Origin of the sequence: Tianweitania aestuarii (genome assembly GCF_018457165.1) — a bacterium.
Lineage (GTDB): Bacteria > Pseudomonadota > Alphaproteobacteria > Rhizobiales > Rhizobiaceae > Tianweitania > Tianweitania aestuarii.
In genome coordinates this window covers 974,881-990,381 of record NZ_JAFMNX010000001.1, presented here as the reverse complement: position 1 = coordinate 990,381, position 15,501 = coordinate 974,881, and the positions used below count along the sequence as shown (strand labels likewise).

Genomic DNA, 15,501 nt, shown 5'->3' with positions numbered 1-15,501 from the left:
GACGCTTGATCGCACGCTGATGGAAGACCTTCCCCCGCTCCGCGCGGTTGTCGAACGCCACGGACTTTTCGCCAAGAAGGCGCTCGGCCAGAACTTTCTGTTCGATCTCAATCTCACCGCCAAGATCGCGCGGGTTGCCGGGCCGCTTGAAGGCGTCACGGTCATCGAGGTCGGCCCAGGTCCGGGCGGCCTGACGCGCGCGCTGCTTGCGCAAGGCGCAGAAGTCATTGCAATCGAGCGTGACGAGCGTTGTCTCGCTATTCTTGCCGAAATCTCCGCACACTATCCCGGGCGCCTGACCGTGATCCCAGGCGATGCGATGGCAACCGACTTCGCCGCGTTGGCGGAAGGCCGCTCGCGTGTGCGCATCATCGCCAACCTCCCCTACAATATCGGCACAGAACTTCTGATCCGCTGGCTCACGGTGGAGCCTTGGCCGCCATTCTACGAGAGCATGGCGCTGATGTTTCAGCGCGAAGTGGCGGAGCGGATCGTAGCCCATCCTGGTGACGACGCTTTTGGCCGACTGGCCGTGCTGGCTGGCTGGCGAACGGAAGCGCGGATCGCCTTCGACGTGCCCGCGCAGGCCTTCACGCCGCCGCCGAAGGTCACCTCTTCCGTGGTTCACCTCGTGCCGCGCCCAGCACCCTTAGCTGTGAACCTGCGCATGCTTGAGCGCGTGACACAGGCTGCCTTCGGCCAGCGCCGCAAGATGCTGCGGCAAAGCCTGAAGGCCCTGGGTGGCGAAGCTCTGTTGCAGCGCGCCGAGATCGACCCGACGCGCCGCGCCGAAACGCTGGAGATCGAAGAGTTCGTTCGGCTGGCGAACGCGGTCGCTTAGGCGTGCCTCAGGCGATATTCTCGGCCAGAAGATCGCTGACGAAACCATGCATACCTGACCAGCGGCGATGCCGCCGTAGGCGCTCGGCGGTCACGATCGACTTCACCTCATCGAAGGCCTTGTTCAGATCCTCGTTGACGACGACGTAATCATAGTCGCGCCAGCGTTCGATCTCGACCTTGGCATTCTCGAGCCGTGTCTCGATGATGTCGTCCGAATCCTCGGCGCGCCGCTTCAGCCTTGTGCGAAGTTCCGCCATGGAAGGCGGAAGAATGAAGATGGACACGAGGTCGGCATCCATCTTTTCGCGCAGCTGTTGCGCTCCCTGCCAGTCGATGTCGAACAGCATGTCGCGACCTTCCGACATCGCCTTTTCCACGGCATCGCGCGGCGTACCGTAGTAATTGCCATGGACTTCAGCCCATTCGAGAAGCTCGTCGTCATCGCGCAGGCTCTCGAACTCACGGCGCGAGATAAAGCGGTAATGCACGCCTTCCACTTCGCTCGCGCGACGCGCACGCGTGGTTACGCTCACGGACAGCTCGAACTCGTGCTGCTCCAGCAGAATGCGCGCGATGGTCGATTTACCCGCGCCTGATGGCGACGAGAGTACCAGCATCACGCCACGACGACGGATGGTGTTCGACGGCGTATCCGTCCGCATGATCTACTCCAGATTCTGAACCTGCTCGCGGAACTGGTCTATCACGACCTTCAGTTCCAATCCGATCGCCGTCACAGATGCGGCGTTCGACTTTGAGCAAAGCGTGTTCGATTCGCGATTGAATTCCTGCGCAAGAAAATCGAGCTTGCGGCCGATCGGTCCGCCGGCGGCCAAAAGCTGGCGGGCGGCGGCAACGTGTGTGGTGAGGCGGTCGATCTCCTCGCGGATGTCCGCCTTGGTTGCCAGCAGCGCCGCTTCCATGTTGAGGCGCGCCTCGTCCAGCCCGACATTGCTGTCCATCAGCAACCGGACCTGTTCAGCCAACCGGGCTCGGATCACCGAAGGGTCGCGCGACGGGTCTGTTTGGACGCGCTGCGTCAACGTTTGGATGTGGTCGATATGCTCAGCGAGAATGCCAAAAAGCGCCTCGCCTTCGCTGCGCCTCGCCTGTTCCATCGCATCGACCGCTTCATCGAGCGCGAGGAGAATCGCAGCATCGAGTGCGGTGCGCCCGTCTTCGCTTTCCACAGCATCGGAAACTTCCAGAACACCGCGCAACGCGAGAAGCTGTGCCGAAGTCGCCGGTGCCGCGCCGAACTGATCTTCGATGCGCTTGGCATGAGCAGCCAGCTCGCGCAGGAAAGCTTCGTTGATCCGTGGCGGCGTTTGCAGCGTCTGGCGCGAGATCGTCAGCTGGCCTTGGATGTTTCCGCGTGCAAAGCGACGCTGCAGCGCTTGGCGGGCCGCTTGCTCCAGACGCTCGAAGCCAGGCGCCAAGCGCAGCCGTGCTTCCAGCGTCTTGCCGTTGACGGACTTCAACTCCCAGGCGATGGCCGTGCCATCATGCGTGGCTGATGCCCGCGCAAAGCCGGTCATGCTTTGCAGTCCGCCGGGCGATCGTGTGCTGGAACGGCTATCCGAGACCGTCATTCGACGGGGAGCGTTTCTTCCGCTTCGGTAGCGGACTGACCGGCATTCTGTGCCTGTTCCCGGCGGAATTTGCGCCAACGAGCCACGTTGTCGTTATGCTCGGCCAGCGTTTTGGAGAAAACGTGTCCGCCGGTGCCATCGGCCACGAAGTACAACTCGTTGGTTTGCGACGGGTTCGCCACCGCTTCGAGTGCTGCCTGGCCGGGAATGGCGATCGGCGTTGGAGGAAGTCCATCGATCCGATACGTGTTGTATGGCGTGGTTTTCTCGATATCGGAACGGTAGATCGCGCGATCCGCAGGCTTACCCGCGCCGCCGAAAAGTCCATACACTATGGTCGGATCGGACTGCAGCCGCATGCTCTTGCGAAGGCGGTTCATGAACACGCCTGCAATGCGCGGGCGCTCGTCAGCGACTGCCGTTTCCTTCTCCACGATGGAGGCTAGCGTCACGAACTCCTCCTTCGTGTTGATCGGAAGATCGGGCTGGCGGCGTTCCCAGATCGTGTCTACCAGTTCCTTCTGGCGAGCAACCAGCTTGTCGATCAGCGCCTGGCGTTGCATGCCGCGCGTGAAACGCTCGGTCTCGGCAAGCAGCCCACCTTCGGGCGGCATCTCACTTGGCATGTCACCGCTCAGCGCATCGTTTTCGGCAATGCGCTGGAAGGCCTGCTGCACGGTCAGCCCCTCGGGGATGGTGAGCGAAGCGAGCACCGACTTGCCGCTTTCCAACAGTTCCATGATGTCGCGCATCGAAGCGCCGGCTTTGATCTCGTATTCGCCAGCCTTCAGCCGGTTATCCGCTCCATTGACCCGCAGGCCGATGCGAAACACACGCGCATCGTTGATGACGCCGGCACGTTCCAGCGTGTCGGCGATCGTTGCGCTGCTCGAATTCGGACGGATCATCACCAGCTCGGTGTGCTGGGCCGGACCCGGACCCTCAAACATCGATTTGCCGAGCCAGGCCACAACCAGACCGCCCACGGCAACGAGAACCAGGCAGGCGACGATGAAATTCAGGAACACCACGAACTGGCTGCGTGAGCGGCGGGAGCGGCGCGGAGGCGCCACACCGCGTTCAGGCCGAAGCGCACCTTTGGCCGATTTCGGCACGATTGGCCGGCTTGGCTGCGGCTCGGCGGCAGGTGGCTGATCGTGGGGATCCATGCTCATCGTGTCGCGACGTGCTCCTTGGCAGAATAGGCTCAATCTACCGCCGAATATGGCGGAAATCGCAACTCATGCGGTCGAGCCTGTAAGAAACGGGGCGTGTCCCCCGTTTAGACGTAGCGTTGCATCACCAGGGATGCGTTGGTGCCACCGAAGCCGAACGAGTTCGACAGCGCCACATCGATCTGCCGCTCGCGCGGCTTGTGCGGCACGAGATCCACGGCGGTCTCGACCGATGGATTGTCGAGGTTCAGCGTGGGCGGGGCAATGTTGTCGCGCATGGCGAGCATCGAGAAGATCGCTTCAACCGAACCGGCCGCACCCAGAAGATGGCCGATCGCCGACTTGGTTGACGACATCGAGATCTTCGATGCCGCATCGCCGACCAGACGCTCTACAGCGCCGAGTTCGATCGTGTCCGCCATGGTCGAGGTGCCATGGGCGTTGATGTAGTCGATATCGCTCGGCGCCAGATTGGCGCGCTTGAGAGCCGCGCTCATGCAGCGGAAGGCGCCATCGCCGTCTTCCGACGGTGCGGTGATGTGGTAGGCATCGCCTGTCAGGCCGTAACCGACCACCTCGGCATAAATCTTTGCGCCGCGTGCTTTGGCATGTTCCAGCTCTTCCAGAACAACGACGCCTGCGCCCTCGCCCATCACGAAGCCATCGCGGTCGCGATCATAGGGACGCGACGCTTTTTCAGGCGTGTCGTTGAAGCTGGTGGACAGGGCGCGCGTTGCCGAGAAGCCGGCGATCGAAAGCCGGATCACAGGCGATTCGGCACCGCCAGCAACCATTACGTCGGCATCGCCGAACTGGATCAGGCGCGATGCGTCGCCAATGGCATGGGCACCCGTGGAACAGGCGGTAACAACAGCGTGGTTCGGCCCCTTCAATCCATGGCGGATCGAAACCTGGCCGGATACGAGATTGATGATGTTGCCCGGGATAAAGAACGGGCTGACGCGACGCGGGCCCTTTTCCTGCAGGATCAGAGCGTTTTCGGCGATCCCGCCGAGGCCACCGATGCCCGAGCCGATCATCACGCCGGTGGCGCAACGATCCGCTTCGTTTTGCGGATGCCAGCCGGCATCGTTCAGCGCTTCATCAGCAGCCGCGATACCGTAAAGAATGAAATCTGCGATCTTGCGAAGCTCTTTGGGCTCCAGATACGCTTCGGGATTGAAGGTACCGTTCGTACCATCACCACGCGGGATGGTCGCCGCGATCTTGCAAGGCAGATCGTCGGTCTGGAAGTGATCGATCTTCCTGATCGCGCTCTTGGACGCGAGAATGGACTTCCAGCTATGCTCGACACCCGAGCCAAAGGGAGTCACGAGGCCCATGCCTGTGACGACGACGCGCCTCATGACCGTCCTCCTGGAGAAGTCGAAGCCTCATGGAGCTTGCGACCTTAGTTGAACCGGACGGCGCCGAAGCGCCGTCCGTAGAACCAATCAGGCCTGAGCCTTCTCGATGAACTTCACGGCGTCGCCGACCGTGAGAATCGTCTCGGCGGCATCGTCCGGGATCTCGACGCCGAATTCTTCTTCGAACGCCATCACGAGCTCGACGGTGTCGAGCGAATCAGCGCCCAGGTCGTCGATGAAGCTTGCCTGCTCCGTAACCTTATCGGCTTCGACACCGAGATGCTCGACGACGATCTTCTTAACGCGCTCTGCGGTATCGCTCATGACAGGGCCCTTGGGTTTCCTTCGTTGAGTGCTCTGGTTAGCGGCACGTTTGCCGCTAATCAAGCTGAAAAAACATGGTCTTCACCGGGTTTGCAACAGGATTTGCAGTGTTTTGACCGCAGCGCCCTCTTGTGTGACCGGTTTGGGCGAACAACAGCGACGATGCTGCCGTTCCTCCCAGTCAGATCATAGCCATGCCGCCGTTGACGTGCAAAGTCTGGCCCGTCACATAACCGGCCTCGTTGGCGGCAAGGTAAAGAACGGCAGCGGCGATTTCCGCGCCCGTGCCCATGCGCTTGGACGGGATCGCCGAAAGGATCGCGTCCTTCTGCTTGTCGTTCAGCTTGCCCGTCATGGCCGATTCGATGAAGCCCGGCGCCACGCAGTTCACCGTGATGTTGCGCGTCGCGACTTCCTGCGCCAGCGACTTGGTGAAGCCGATCATGCCAGCCTTGGAAGCGCAGTAATTGGCCTGGCCGGGATTGCCCGTCACGCCCACGACGGACGTGATGTTGATGATGCGGCCGAAGCGGCGGCGCATCATCGGGTGGGTAAGTTCGCGGGTGAGGCGGAACACGGAGGTCAGGTTCACTTCCAGAACGCTGTCCCAGTCCGCATCGGACATGCGCACGAACAGGCCGTCCTTGGTGATGCCGGCATTGTTGACGAGGATGTCTACGCCTTCGAGCTCGGCTTCCGCCTTCTGGCCCAGCGCCTTGACGGCGTCGCGGTCGCTCAAATCGGCAGGAAACAGTTTGACGCGCTCGCCGAGTTCGTTGCCGAGCGTTTCAAGCTTTTCCTGGCGCGTGCCATGAAGGCCGACGATTGCACCCTGCGCATGCAGCGCGCGGGCGATTTCTTCGCCGATGCCACCGGTCGCGCCGGTCACCAGAGCCTTACGGCCGGTCAAGTCGAACATGAGTATCTCCTTCGGATACGCCGCCTTTAACAGGCCTGCGCCTTACTTCAAAGCAGCGAGCGCGGCCTCGACCTCGGCCGATGTGCCGACATTGTTAGTTGCAAGCGACTTGTCGATGCGCCGAGCCAGACCCGATAGAACCTTGCCGGAACCGATCTCGTAAAGCGTGGTCACGCCGTTGGCGGCAAACCACTCGATCGTTTCGCGCCACCGCACGCGGCCGGTCACCTGTTCGACGAGCCGAGCCGCGATCTCTTCGGGATCGCTCAACGGCGACACGACGACATTGGCGACAACGGGCACCTTCGGCGCGTTCTTTTGAACCTTCGCCAGCGCTTCGCGCATCGCATCCGCTGCAGGTCCCATAAGAGAAGAGTGGAACGGCGCGGAAACCTGCAGCATCAAGGCGCGCTTTGCGCCCTTTTCGGTGCAGATGCGTGCTGCTTGTTCCACCGCAGGCTTTGCGCCGGAAATCACCAGCTGACCACCGCCATTGTCGTTGGCGATCTGACAGGCCGAACCCTGACCGGCTTCCGCGCAGGCCGCTTCAACGACATCCTGCTCCAGACCGATGATGGCAGCCATAGCGCCTTCGCCCACCGGCACGGCTGCCTGCATGGCATTGCCGCGGATGCGAAGAAGGCGTGCGGTGTCGGCGACCGAGAACGTGCCGGCAGCAGCAAGCGCAGAATATTCGCCCAGCGAGTGGCCGGCGACATAAGAGACCTTCGAGGCCAGATCGAAACCCTGAGCTTCCATGGCGCGAATCGCGGCAAGCGAAACGGCCATCAGTGCGGGCTGCGCGTTTGCGGTCAGCGTCAGCTGATCTTCGGGACCTTCCCACATGATCTGCGACAGCTTTTCGCCAAGCGCATCGTCGACTTCCTGAAACACGGCGCGCGCTTCGGGAAAGGCTTCCGCGAGATCCTTGCCCATGCCGACGGCTTGACTGCCCTGACCGGGAAATGTGAATGCGATGCTCATGACGCCATCCTTTGGTTGGCGGCGCGTGTGACGCAAGCACAACCGCCATGTCAAGGCTTTGGCGAGCGCCATGAAGGCGGAGCGGACCTGAAAAGATGCGCATGTGACCGTGTCCAGCACCTTGCTTTTACCCCGCCACACTGTATAAGCGCGCCATTCTGCCGGTTCCAGCTGGGGGCTGAACGGAGGGCCGTGTTTTGGCGCAAGCCAAAGCCTGTCGTGGAGCCGAAGGGTCTCCTGCCTCCCGTGTCTCCTCTCTCGACCGTCTCGACGTTGCGCCTTTCCCTGCCACCTCACGTGGCTCGAAATGTCGCAGAGGCTTTGCCGTTGGGACCGGAAGATCAAACGAAGAAAGGCGAACAATGGCTCTTTACGAACATGTGTTCCTTTCCCGTCAGGACCTGTCCCAGCAGCAGGTCGATGCGCTTGTCGAACAGTACAAGGGTATCGTCGAAGGCTTGGGCGGCTCGATTGGCCGGATTGAGAACTGGGGACTGAAGTCCCTTACCTACCGGATGAACAAGAACCGGAAGGCCTATTTCACGCTCATGGACATCACCGCGCCTGCCGCGGCGATTGCCGAACTCGAGCGTCAGCAGGGCCTGTCGGAAGACATCCTGCGCTTCATGACCATCAAGGTCGAGAAGCACGAAGAAGGCGCATCGGCGATGATGCAGAAGCGCGACGACCGCGAGCGCGGCGACCGCTTCGGCGATCGTGGTGACCGCGGCGGCCGTGGCGGCTTCGGCGATCGCGATCGTGGTGATCGTGGTTCGCGCGGCGGCGACCGTGACGGCGCTCCGCGTCGTCCTCGTGAAGCTCAGACGGAAGGGGCTGAATAATGGTCGACATCAATCAGATCCCGACGCGCCGGCCGTTCCATCGCCGTCGCAAGACCTGCCCGTTCTCGGGCGCCAACGCACCGCGCATCGACTACAAGGACGTGCGCCTGCTGCAGCGTTACATTTCCGAGCGTGGCAAGATCGTTCCGTCGCGCATCACGGCTGTCAGCCAGAAGAAGCAGCGCGAACTCGCCAAGGCAATCAAGCGCGCCCGCTTCCTGGGCCTCCTGCCCTACGTCGTGAAGTAAGCTTTTCGGGCGGCATTCGTGCCGCCCGTTTCTCCTTCCGGTCGGCGGATTGGAGAGCTCAGACAAATCCGAGTTGGGCCATCTTCGGCCCTAACTGCCGCAAGGCAGGACAGCGAGATCAGCGGGTCGAACCGCTTCTGTCCTTTTTTCGCGGCACCATGCCATCTTCGCCGGATACCGGCGACATCGAAGGACCAGATCCATGCAAGTTATTCTTCTCGAGCGCATCGCGCGCCTCGGCCAGATGGGCGACACCGTCAAGGTCAAGGACGGCTTTGCCCGTAACTTCCTCCTGCCGCAGAACAAGGCTCTGCGCGCCAACGAAGCCAACAAGAAGAAGTTCGAAGGCCAGCGCGCTCAGCTCGAAGCCCGCAACCTCGAGCGCAAGTCGGAAGCTCAGCAGGTCGCTGACCAGCTCGACGGCAAGACCTTCATCGTGGTGCGTTCGGCTGGTGAAACCGGTCAGCTCTACGGTTCGGTTTCAACCCGCGACATCAGCGAGATCCTGACCGCCGAAGGCTTCTCTGTTTCGCGCAACCAGGTTGAACTCAACCACCCGATCAAGATGATCGGCCTGTCGAACGTCGCTCTGATGCTTCATCCTGAAGTTGAAGTCACCGTGACGCTGAACATCGCTCGCTCCACGGAAGAAGCCGAGCGCCAAGCACGCGGCGAAACGCTGACGACCGCTGAAGCGATCTACGGCGCCGACATCAACGAGAACGCCCGCCCTGACAACTTCTTCGATCCGAACGAAGAAGGCGAAGAAGAAGACCAGGACGAAGACGGCGAAGAAGCTTAAGCCTTCTTACTATTTGGACCAAAGCCCGGGATCATCGTCCCGGGCTTTTTTATGTCTTGTGGTGCAATGTCACAGGGATCATTCTGGTTATTCTCAGAGTTCGCGACTTCAAGCAACGACACTTGAGTTCCAGGATGAACAGACTTCTGCGCAGTGTTATTGAAAGCGTGGTGAAGACGGGTGATCTCACGATCACCGACCCCGAAGGTGTTCTTCATCACTTCGGCGACAGAACCGGCAGCCCGGTTCATGTCTTGATCAAGACCAAGCAGGCCGAGCGGGCCATTGCCTTTGATCCCACTCTTCATCTGGCGGAAGCCTTCATGGATGAAGAGGTCGATTTCCTCCAAGGCGACGTTCTTGCGTTGCTCAAGCTGCTTTACAACAACTCGGCCTGGAGCAATTCGCAGTTCGGCCGATCGCTCGACCTCGTGCGCAACCTGTTCAAGCGCTTTCAGCAGTTGAACAGCCAGAAGCGCTCGCGCGAAAACGTCCATCGCCATTACGATCTGTCCGGCGAGCTCTATAAGCTCTTCCTGGACGAGGACATGCAGTATTCCTGCGCGTATTTCGAGCGGCCCGACATGACGCTCGAAGAAGCGCAGGCGGCCAAGAAGCGACACATCGCAGCCAAGCTCGACCTGAAGCCCGGCCAGAACGTGCTGGATATCGGCTCAGGCTGGGGCGGGATGGGCCTTTATCTCGCGCGCGACTTCGGCGTCGATGTGCTGGGCGTGACGCTATCGACCGAACAGCATGCGGTTTCCACCGAGCGGGTGCACGACGAAGCTCTGGAGAACCATGTGCACTTCGAGCTGCGTGATTATCGCAGCTTGTCGGAGCGCTTCGACCGCATCGTGTCCGTCGGCATGTTCGAGCATGTCGGCGTCAACCACTTCAAGACCTTCTTCGACACCGCCGCCACGTTGCTGAAGCCCGATGGCGTTATGGTGCTGCACTCGATCGGGCGCAACGGTCCGCCTTACGCAACCAACCCGTTCATCCGAAAGTACATCTTCCCCGGCGGTTACATCCCGTCGCTGTCGGAAGTGCTGCCCTTCATCGAACGTGCCGGGCTGATGGTGACGGATATCGAGATCCTGCGTCATCACTATGCCGATACGTTGAAGGCCTGGCGCGAACGCTTCCTCCTTAATCGCGAGCGGGCCAAGGCGATCTACGATGAGCGCTTCTGCCGGATGTGGGAGTTCTATCTTTCGGGCTCGGAAGCGGCGTTTCGCTGGCAGGACATGATGGTGTTTCAGATCCAGATCACCAAGCGCAACGATGTGCTGCCGGTGACGCGCGATTACATCTACGAGCGTGACCACGCGACACCGCTACCCCTTCTGCCCGAAAGCATCAGCCCCCGCAGGCAGCGAACGCGCAAACGTGCGGATCAGGACTGAACGCCGAACTCTCGCATAGAAGCGCCAGAATATTCTTGTTTCGTTCCAGCCGACTCTGATAAAGATCCGGCAGGTCAATGGCGTTCGTGATGCTTGTGCACCGCCTGTGGATCATGGGCGCAAGCACCATACCATGCACACTTCGCCTGCCGGGTCTGTTACCTAGGCGAATGAAGCAGGGGCACGAAGCAAATGGCGGAAGCGCTTAGGAAAGTTGCGGTCAACGATGCGGCGCCGCTTTATCGCGAAGCACCGCACAATATCGAAGCCGAGCAGGCCCTGCTTGGCGCGATCCTGATCAACAACGACGCCTTTTACCGGGTGTCCGACTTCCTCAAGGCCGCGCATTTCAACGAGCCGCTGCATCGCAAGATCTGGGAGATCTGCGCGGAAATGATCCGCATGGGCAAGATGGCGACACCGGTCACCATCAAGACCTTCCTGCCGGGCGACGCCAAGGTCGGCGACATGACGGTGTCGCTCTACCTCGCCAAGCTCGCATCCGAAGCCGTAACCGTCATCAACGCGTCCGATTACGGCCGCGCGATCTATGATCTCGCCACACGTCGCGCGCTGATCACCATCGGCGAAGACATGGTGAACATCGCTTACGATGCGCCCGTCGACATGGCGCCGCAGGAGCAGATCGAAGACGCCGAGCGCCGTTTGTTCGAACTGGCAGAAACCGGCCGCTACGATGGCGGCTTCGAGTCCTTCTCGGATGCGATGAAGACGGCCGTGGACATGGCCAGCGCTGCTTACCAGCGCGACGGCGGCTTGTCCGGCATCGCCTGTGGCATACGCGATCTCGACACCCGCATGGGTGGTTTGCAGCGCTCCGACTTGATCGTGGTTGCAGGCCGTCCGGGTATGGGCAAGACCTCGCTCGCTACCAACATCGCCTTCAACATCGCCTCGGTTTACGAAGCCGCGCAGCAGGCGGATGGTACGCTTGAAGCCAAGAACGGCGGCGTCGTCGCCTTCTTCTCGCTCGAAATGTCGGCGGAACAGCTGGCAACGCGTATCATCTCGGAGCAGACCGAGGTGCCGTCGTCGAAGATCCGCCGTGGTGATCTGACCGAATCGGACTTCGACAAGCTCGTCGCCTACTCGCAGATGAACCAGAAGCTTCCGCTCTACATCGATTCGACGGGTGGTATTTCGATCGCCCAGCTTGCGGCGCGCGCGCGGCGTTTGAAGCGCCAGCGTGGGCTCGACATGATGGTGATCGACTATATCCAGCTCATGCAGGGTTCGGGCAAATCATCATCGAACCGCGTGCAGGAAATCACCGAAATCACCACCGGCCTCAAGGCTCTGGCCAAGGAGCTGAACGTACCGATCATGGCACTGTCTCAGCTGTCGCGTCAGGTTGAAAGCCGCGACGACAAGCGTCCGCAGCTTTCGGATCTGCGTGAATCGGGCTCGATCGAGCAGGACGCCGACGTGGTGATCTTCGTGTATCGCGAGGAATATTACCTCAAGAACAAGGAGCCGAAGCCCGGCACCGATGAATACATCAAGTGGGAAGGCGACATGAACGACGCCCGCGGCAAGGCCGAGATCATCATCGGCAAGCAGCGCCACGGCCCCACGGGCACCGTCCAGGTTGCGTTCCAGGGCGAGTTCACGCGCTTCTCGGATCTGGCCGAGGAAAGCCATCTGCCGGAGCAATACGAATAGTGACGAGCACCAAGCCGGACGCCGTAAACGGCGTCGATCCGCAGATCGCCGGCGGCGAGCTGATCATTGATCTAGATGCTCTGAAAGCCAACTACCGCGCTCTGGCTGAGGCATCACGCCCAGCAAAGGCCGCAGGCGTGGTCAAGGCCAATGCTTATGGGCTTGGCAGCGACGTGGTGGTTCCGGCCTTGGTGTCGGAAGGCTGCACAGACTTCTTCGTGGCCATGCCGGAAGAAGGTCTTGCCGTGAGACGCCTTGCGCCAGACGCCCGGATCTTCGTGCTGGCAGGGCTGTTCAGCGACGACGTCGCCCGCCTTTATGCCGAATCAGATCTCACGCCAGTGCTCAACTCGCTGGAGGACATTGCGGTCTGGTCTGCCTTCTGCGCGACGGCTGGCGAAAAGCGGCCCTGTGCGCTGCATGTCGACACCGGCATGACACGTCTCGGTCTGACCGTTGCCGAGGCGCTCGCCTTTGCCGAAGACGCTAATCGTCGTGATGCATTGAACATCACGCTCGTGATGAGCCATCTGGCTTGTGCGGACGAGCTCGATCATCCGATGAACCAGCGCCAGCTTGAATCCTTTCAAAGGGTTCGGCAGGCTTTTCCCCATATTGATTCAAGTCTGGCCAATTCGGCCGGTGTCTTTCTGGGCAGCGACTTCCATCAATCGCTGACGCGTCCGGGCATCGGCCTTTACACCGGACTGCCGGACGACGCTGCACCGCAAAAGCCCGTGGTGACCTTGAAGGCGCGTGTCGTGCAGGTTCGCGCGGCATCTTCCGGTGAAGGCGTCAGCTATGGATCGGCCGTGCTTGTGCGCGACAGCATTCTGGCCGTCGCGTCCGTTGGTTATGCCGACGGCTATCTGCGGGCGGGTTCCGGCACCGGCGTCCCCTTGCGCGAGGTCGAAGCTGCCGGTGGCGGCGGTTTTCTGCACGGCCGGCACGTTCCCGTGGTTGGCCGCATCACCATGGACCTCACCATCTTCGATGTGACGGATCTCGGCGCAGACCGCGTGCAGGTGAAGGATCAGATCGAACTCATCGGGCCGAACATGCCGATCGAAAGCGTTGCCCGCGCTGCCGGCACGATCCCTTACGAGATCCTCACGTCGCTCGGCGCGCGCTATCACCGCCGCATCGTAGGAGGCGCCTGATGGCCAAGGCGCGCTCGCAATTCGTCTGCCAGAACTGCGGCACGGTTCACACGCGCTGGGCCGGCAAGTGTGACGGCTGCGGCGAATGGAACACCCTGGTCGAGGAAGGCACGGCCGGCGGCATCGGCAGCGGCCCGTCTTCCATGCGCTCGGCGCGCAAGGGGCGTGCTGTCACCCTGACCACGCTCGACGGCGAGATCGAAGATGCACCGCGCATCATTTCCGGCATCGGCGAGCTTGATCGTGCAACCGGCGGCGGTTTCGTGCGCGGCTCGGCGTTGCTCGTCGGCGGCGATCCTGGCATCGGCAAGTCGACCCTCCTGACCCAGGCCGCGGCGGCCCTCGCCTCCAAAGGCCACCGCATTGTTTATGTTTCTGGCGAAGAAGCGGTTGCGCAGATTCGCTTGCGCGCGCAGCGCCTCGGTGTTGCTTCCACGCCGGTTGAACTGGCTGCCGAAACCAATGTCGAGGACATTCTGGCGACGATCACGGACGGCAAGCGTCCCGATCTGGTGATCCTCGATTCGATCCAGACGCTCTGGACCGACCTGGCCGATTCCGCGCCCGGCACGGTGACGCAGGTTCGCTCCTCCGCGCAGGCGATGATCCGCTACGCCAAGTCGACGGGTGCGGCGATCGTACTGGTCGGCCATGTCACCAAGGAAGGTCAGATCGCGGGTCCGCGCGTGGTTGAGCACATGGTGGATGGCGTTCTCTATTTCGAAGGCGAAGGCGGCCATCATTACCGCATCCTGCGCACGGTGAAGAACCGCTTTGGCCCGACTGACGAGATCGGCGTGTTCGAAATGTCTGACAAGGGTCTGCGTGAGGTCGCCAACCCATCCGAGCTTTTCCTTGGCGAGCGCAGCATCAAATCGCCGGGTGCTGCCGTCTTCGCCGGCATGGAAGGCACGCGGCCGGTGCTGGTGGAAATCCAGGCGCTGGTCGCCCCCTCACCGCTCGGCACGCCGCGCCGCGCCGTTGTCGGCTGGGATTCGTCGCGCCTGTCCATGGTTCTGGCGGTGCTGGAGACCCATTGCGGCGTGCGCTTTGCACAGCATGACGTGTATCTCAACGTCGCTGGCGGCTACCGCATCACCGAGCCCGCGGCCGATCTTGCCGTCGCGGCTGCCCTCGTCTCATCTCTGACCGGCCTTGCTCTGCCTGCCGATTGCGTTTATTTCGGCGAAATCAGCCTTTCGGGCGCGGTCAGGCCCGTGGCGCATGCGTCGCAGCGGATGAAAGAAGCAGAAAAACTCGGTTTCAGACAAGCAGCGATGCCAGTCGTGGGTGACGATGCCGCTGGCGCGTTCTCCGCCCGATCTTTTCAGCCTTCCGTTCTTGCCGATCTCGTCGCACGCATTGCCGCAACAAAGCGCGGCAGTTCTGACGGTGACTAAACGCCCTTCACGGGCGCAAACTGTTTCGACGGCGATTAAGGGGAACCATGCCGATCACATTGCTCGACGGAATCCTCATCGGGTTCACCCTCGTATCCGCTCTGCTCGCCATGGTTCGCGGCTTTTCGCGCGAAATCCTGTCGATCGCGTCCTGGATCGCAGCCGCTGCGGCAGCCTACTTCCTTTATCCGGTCGCCCTGCCCTATCTCACGCCTTACATCGACAATGAGAAGCTGGCGCTCGCGGCATCTGCCGCGCTGGTCTTCGTGATTGCTTTGATCCTGGTCACGATCATCACGATGAAGATTGCCGATTTCATCATCGACAGCCGCGTCGGCGCGCTGGATCGTACCCTCGGCTTTCTTTACGGCGCAGCCCGCGGCATCCTCGTTGTTGCCGTCGCTCTGTTGTTCTTCAACTGGCTGGTGGGCGCCAATCCTCCGGCTTGGGTGACCTACGCAAAGTCGCGCCCGATGCTGGAAAATATCGGTGCCAAGATCGAAGCGATGCTGCCGTCCGATCCGGATACGTCCATCATCGACCGCATTCGTGGCCACGAAGACGAAGCGACGCCGGCGCCTGAAGTGCCTGCCGAGCCATCTGCCAATGATGCCGTTCCTCCGTTCGACGCCTCGCCGGAAAGCGATACCGCGCCCGAAGGTGAACCGGCTCAGAATTGACTTCGTAACGAACAACTGAGTGGCCAAGCGCGCCGACTTTCATTATATGCGCGCTTTAAGCCAGCCAGAGCGA

At 61.4% G+C, this 15,501-nt stretch carries 16 protein-coding genes; 9 read left to right on the top strand and 7 right to left on the bottom strand.

Going from position 1 to position 15,501, the window contains the following annotated elements; translation table 11 throughout:
* Nucleotides 1-19: 19 nt before the first annotated feature.
* The gene (gene rsmA, locus JYU29_RS04750) at nucleotides 20-841 is read left to right on the top strand and encodes a 16S rRNA (adenine(1518)-N(6)/adenine(1519)-N(6))-dimethyltransferase RsmA (protein ID WP_213983576.1); all 822 of its coding nucleotides are present in this window, start codon (nucleotides 20-22) and stop codon (nucleotides 839-841) included.
* Between the two features lie 7 nt (nucleotides 842-848).
* Here the strand turns inward: rsmA and gmk are convergent, their stop codons facing one another.
* From gmk to fabD, 7 genes are all read right to left on the bottom strand, one after another.
* A complete protein-coding gene (gene gmk / locus JYU29_RS04745) occupies nucleotides 849-1,505 on the bottom strand; it encodes a guanylate kinase (protein WP_213983575.1) in 657 nt (218 codons plus the stop codon).
* 3 nt (nucleotides 1,506-1,508) lie between these two features.
* A complete protein-coding gene (locus tag JYU29_RS04740; RefSeq protein ID WP_213983574.1) occupies nucleotides 1,509-2,381 on the bottom strand; it encodes a YicC/YloC family endoribonuclease in 873 nt (290 codons plus the stop codon).
* A 50-nt stretch (nucleotides 2,382-2,431) separates the two neighbouring features.
* Entirely contained in the window at nucleotides 2,432-3,610 is a 1,179-nt protein-coding gene (gene mltG / locus JYU29_RS04735) for an endolytic transglycosylase MltG (RefSeq protein WP_213983573.1), read from the bottom strand.
* 107 nt (nucleotides 3,611-3,717) lie between these two features.
* Complete coding sequence (fabF, locus tag JYU29_RS04730) at nucleotides 3,718-4,977, bottom strand: beta-ketoacyl-ACP synthase II (protein ID WP_213983572.1); 1,260 nt, start codon at nucleotides 4,975-4,977, stop codon at nucleotides 3,718-3,720.
* 87 nt (nucleotides 4,978-5,064) lie between these two features.
* The gene (locus tag JYU29_RS04725) at nucleotides 5,065-5,301 is read right to left on the bottom strand and encodes an acyl carrier protein (protein WP_189501441.1); all 237 of its coding nucleotides are present in this window, start codon (nucleotides 5,299-5,301) and stop codon (nucleotides 5,065-5,067) included.
* Between the two features lie 181 nt (nucleotides 5,302-5,482).
* A complete protein-coding gene (gene fabG, locus JYU29_RS04720; RefSeq protein WP_213983571.1) occupies nucleotides 5,483-6,220 on the bottom strand; it encodes a 3-oxoacyl-[acyl-carrier-protein] reductase in 738 nt (245 codons plus the stop codon).
* Between the two features lie 42 nt (nucleotides 6,221-6,262).
* Nucleotides 6,263-7,204, bottom strand: coding sequence for an ACP S-malonyltransferase (gene fabD / locus JYU29_RS04715; protein ID WP_213983570.1), 942 nt, complete (start codon nucleotides 7,202-7,204; stop codon nucleotides 6,263-6,265).
* A 362-nt stretch (nucleotides 7,205-7,566) separates the two neighbouring features.
* Here fabD and rpsF point away from each other — a divergent pair, with 362 nt between their 5' ends.
* The 8 genes from rpsF to JYU29_RS04675 all read left to right on the top strand — a co-directional run bounded on the left by rpsF (nucleotide 7,567) and on the right by JYU29_RS04675 (nucleotide 15,428).
* Complete coding sequence (rpsF, locus tag JYU29_RS04710; protein ID WP_213983569.1) at nucleotides 7,567-8,046, top strand: 30S ribosomal protein S6; 480 nt, start codon at nucleotides 7,567-7,569, stop codon at nucleotides 8,044-8,046.
* Nucleotides 8,046-8,294 (top strand): 30S ribosomal protein S18, encoded by a 249-nt coding sequence (gene rpsR, locus JYU29_RS04705; RefSeq protein WP_173190471.1) that lies wholly within the window; start codon nucleotides 8,046-8,048, stop codon nucleotides 8,292-8,294. The genes rpsF and rpsR overlap by 1 nt, the downstream gene beginning before the upstream one ends.
* A 202-nt stretch (nucleotides 8,295-8,496) precedes the next feature.
* Nucleotides 8,497-9,096, top strand: coding sequence for a 50S ribosomal protein L9 (gene rplI / locus JYU29_RS04700; protein WP_213983568.1), 600 nt, complete (start codon nucleotides 8,497-8,499; stop codon nucleotides 9,094-9,096).
* 134 nt (nucleotides 9,097-9,230) lie between these two features.
* Nucleotides 9,231-10,505 carry a cyclopropane fatty acid synthase gene (locus JYU29_RS04695; protein ID WP_213983567.1) on the top strand — a complete coding sequence of 425 codons (1,275 nt, stop codon included), beginning with the start codon at nucleotides 9,231-9,233 and terminating at the stop codon, nucleotides 10,503-10,505.
* Nucleotides 10,506-10,697: 192 nt separating this feature from the next.
* The gene (locus JYU29_RS04690; RefSeq protein WP_213983566.1) at nucleotides 10,698-12,188 is read left to right on the top strand and encodes a replicative DNA helicase; all 1,491 of its coding nucleotides are present in this window, start codon (nucleotides 10,698-10,700) and stop codon (nucleotides 12,186-12,188) included.
* Nucleotides 12,188-13,348 carry an alanine racemase gene (gene alr, locus JYU29_RS04685; protein WP_347879849.1) on the top strand — a complete coding sequence of 387 codons (1,161 nt, stop codon included), beginning with the start codon at nucleotides 12,188-12,190 and terminating at the stop codon, nucleotides 13,346-13,348. The genes JYU29_RS04690 and alr overlap by 1 nt, the downstream gene beginning before the upstream one ends.
* On the top strand, nucleotides 13,348-14,748 hold the full coding sequence (radA, locus tag JYU29_RS04680; protein ID WP_213983565.1) for a DNA repair protein RadA: 1,401 nt from the start codon (nucleotides 13,348-13,350) through the stop codon (nucleotides 14,746-14,748). Before alr ends, radA begins: the two co-directional genes overlap by 1 nt.
* A 47-nt stretch (nucleotides 14,749-14,795) precedes the next feature.
* The gene (locus tag JYU29_RS04675; RefSeq protein ID WP_213983564.1) at nucleotides 14,796-15,428 is read left to right on the top strand and encodes a CvpA family protein; all 633 of its coding nucleotides are present in this window, start codon (nucleotides 14,796-14,798) and stop codon (nucleotides 15,426-15,428) included.
* Nucleotides 15,429-15,501: the final 73 nt, after the last annotated feature.

Coding starts and splice junctions, on each gene's coding strand:
- rsmA (WP_213983576.1), top strand. CDS start 20: ATGGAAGACCTTCCCCCGCTCCGCGCGGTTGTCGAACGCCACGGACTT.
- gmk (WP_213983575.1), bottom strand. CDS start 1,505: ATGCGGACGGATACGCCGTCGAACACCATCCGTCGTCGTGGCGTGATG.
- JYU29_RS04740 (WP_213983574.1), bottom strand. CDS start 2,381: ATGACCGGCTTTGCGCGGGCATCAGCCACGCATGATGGCACGGCCATC.
- mltG (WP_213983573.1), bottom strand. CDS start 3,610: ATGAGCATGGATCCCCACGATCAGCCACCTGCCGCCGAGCCGCAGCCA.
- fabF (WP_213983572.1), bottom strand. CDS start 4,977: ATGAGGCGCGTCGTCGTCACAGGCATGGGCCTCGTGACTCCCTTTGGC.
- JYU29_RS04725 (WP_189501441.1), bottom strand. CDS start 5,301: ATGAGCGATACCGCAGAGCGCGTTAAGAAGATCGTCGTCGAGCATCTC.
- fabG (WP_213983571.1), bottom strand. CDS start 6,220: ATGTTCGACTTGACCGGCCGTAAGGCTCTGGTGACCGGCGCGACCGGT.
- fabD (WP_213983570.1), bottom strand. CDS start 7,204: ATGAGCATCGCATTCACATTTCCCGGTCAGGGCAGTCAAGCCGTCGGC.
- rpsF (WP_213983569.1), top strand. CDS start 7,567: ATGGCTCTTTACGAACATGTGTTCCTTTCCCGTCAGGACCTGTCCCAG.
- rpsR (WP_173190471.1), top strand. CDS start 8,046: ATGGTCGACATCAATCAGATCCCGACGCGCCGGCCGTTCCATCGCCGT.
- rplI (WP_213983568.1), top strand. CDS start 8,497: ATGCAAGTTATTCTTCTCGAGCGCATCGCGCGCCTCGGCCAGATGGGC.
- JYU29_RS04695 (WP_213983567.1), top strand. CDS start 9,231: ATGAACAGACTTCTGCGCAGTGTTATTGAAAGCGTGGTGAAGACGGGT.
- JYU29_RS04690 (WP_213983566.1), top strand. CDS start 10,698: ATGGCGGAAGCGCTTAGGAAAGTTGCGGTCAACGATGCGGCGCCGCTT.
- radA (WP_213983565.1), top strand. CDS start 13,348: ATGGCCAAGGCGCGCTCGCAATTCGTCTGCCAGAACTGCGGCACGGTT.
- JYU29_RS04675 (WP_213983564.1), top strand. CDS start 14,796: ATGCCGATCACATTGCTCGACGGAATCCTCATCGGGTTCACCCTCGTA.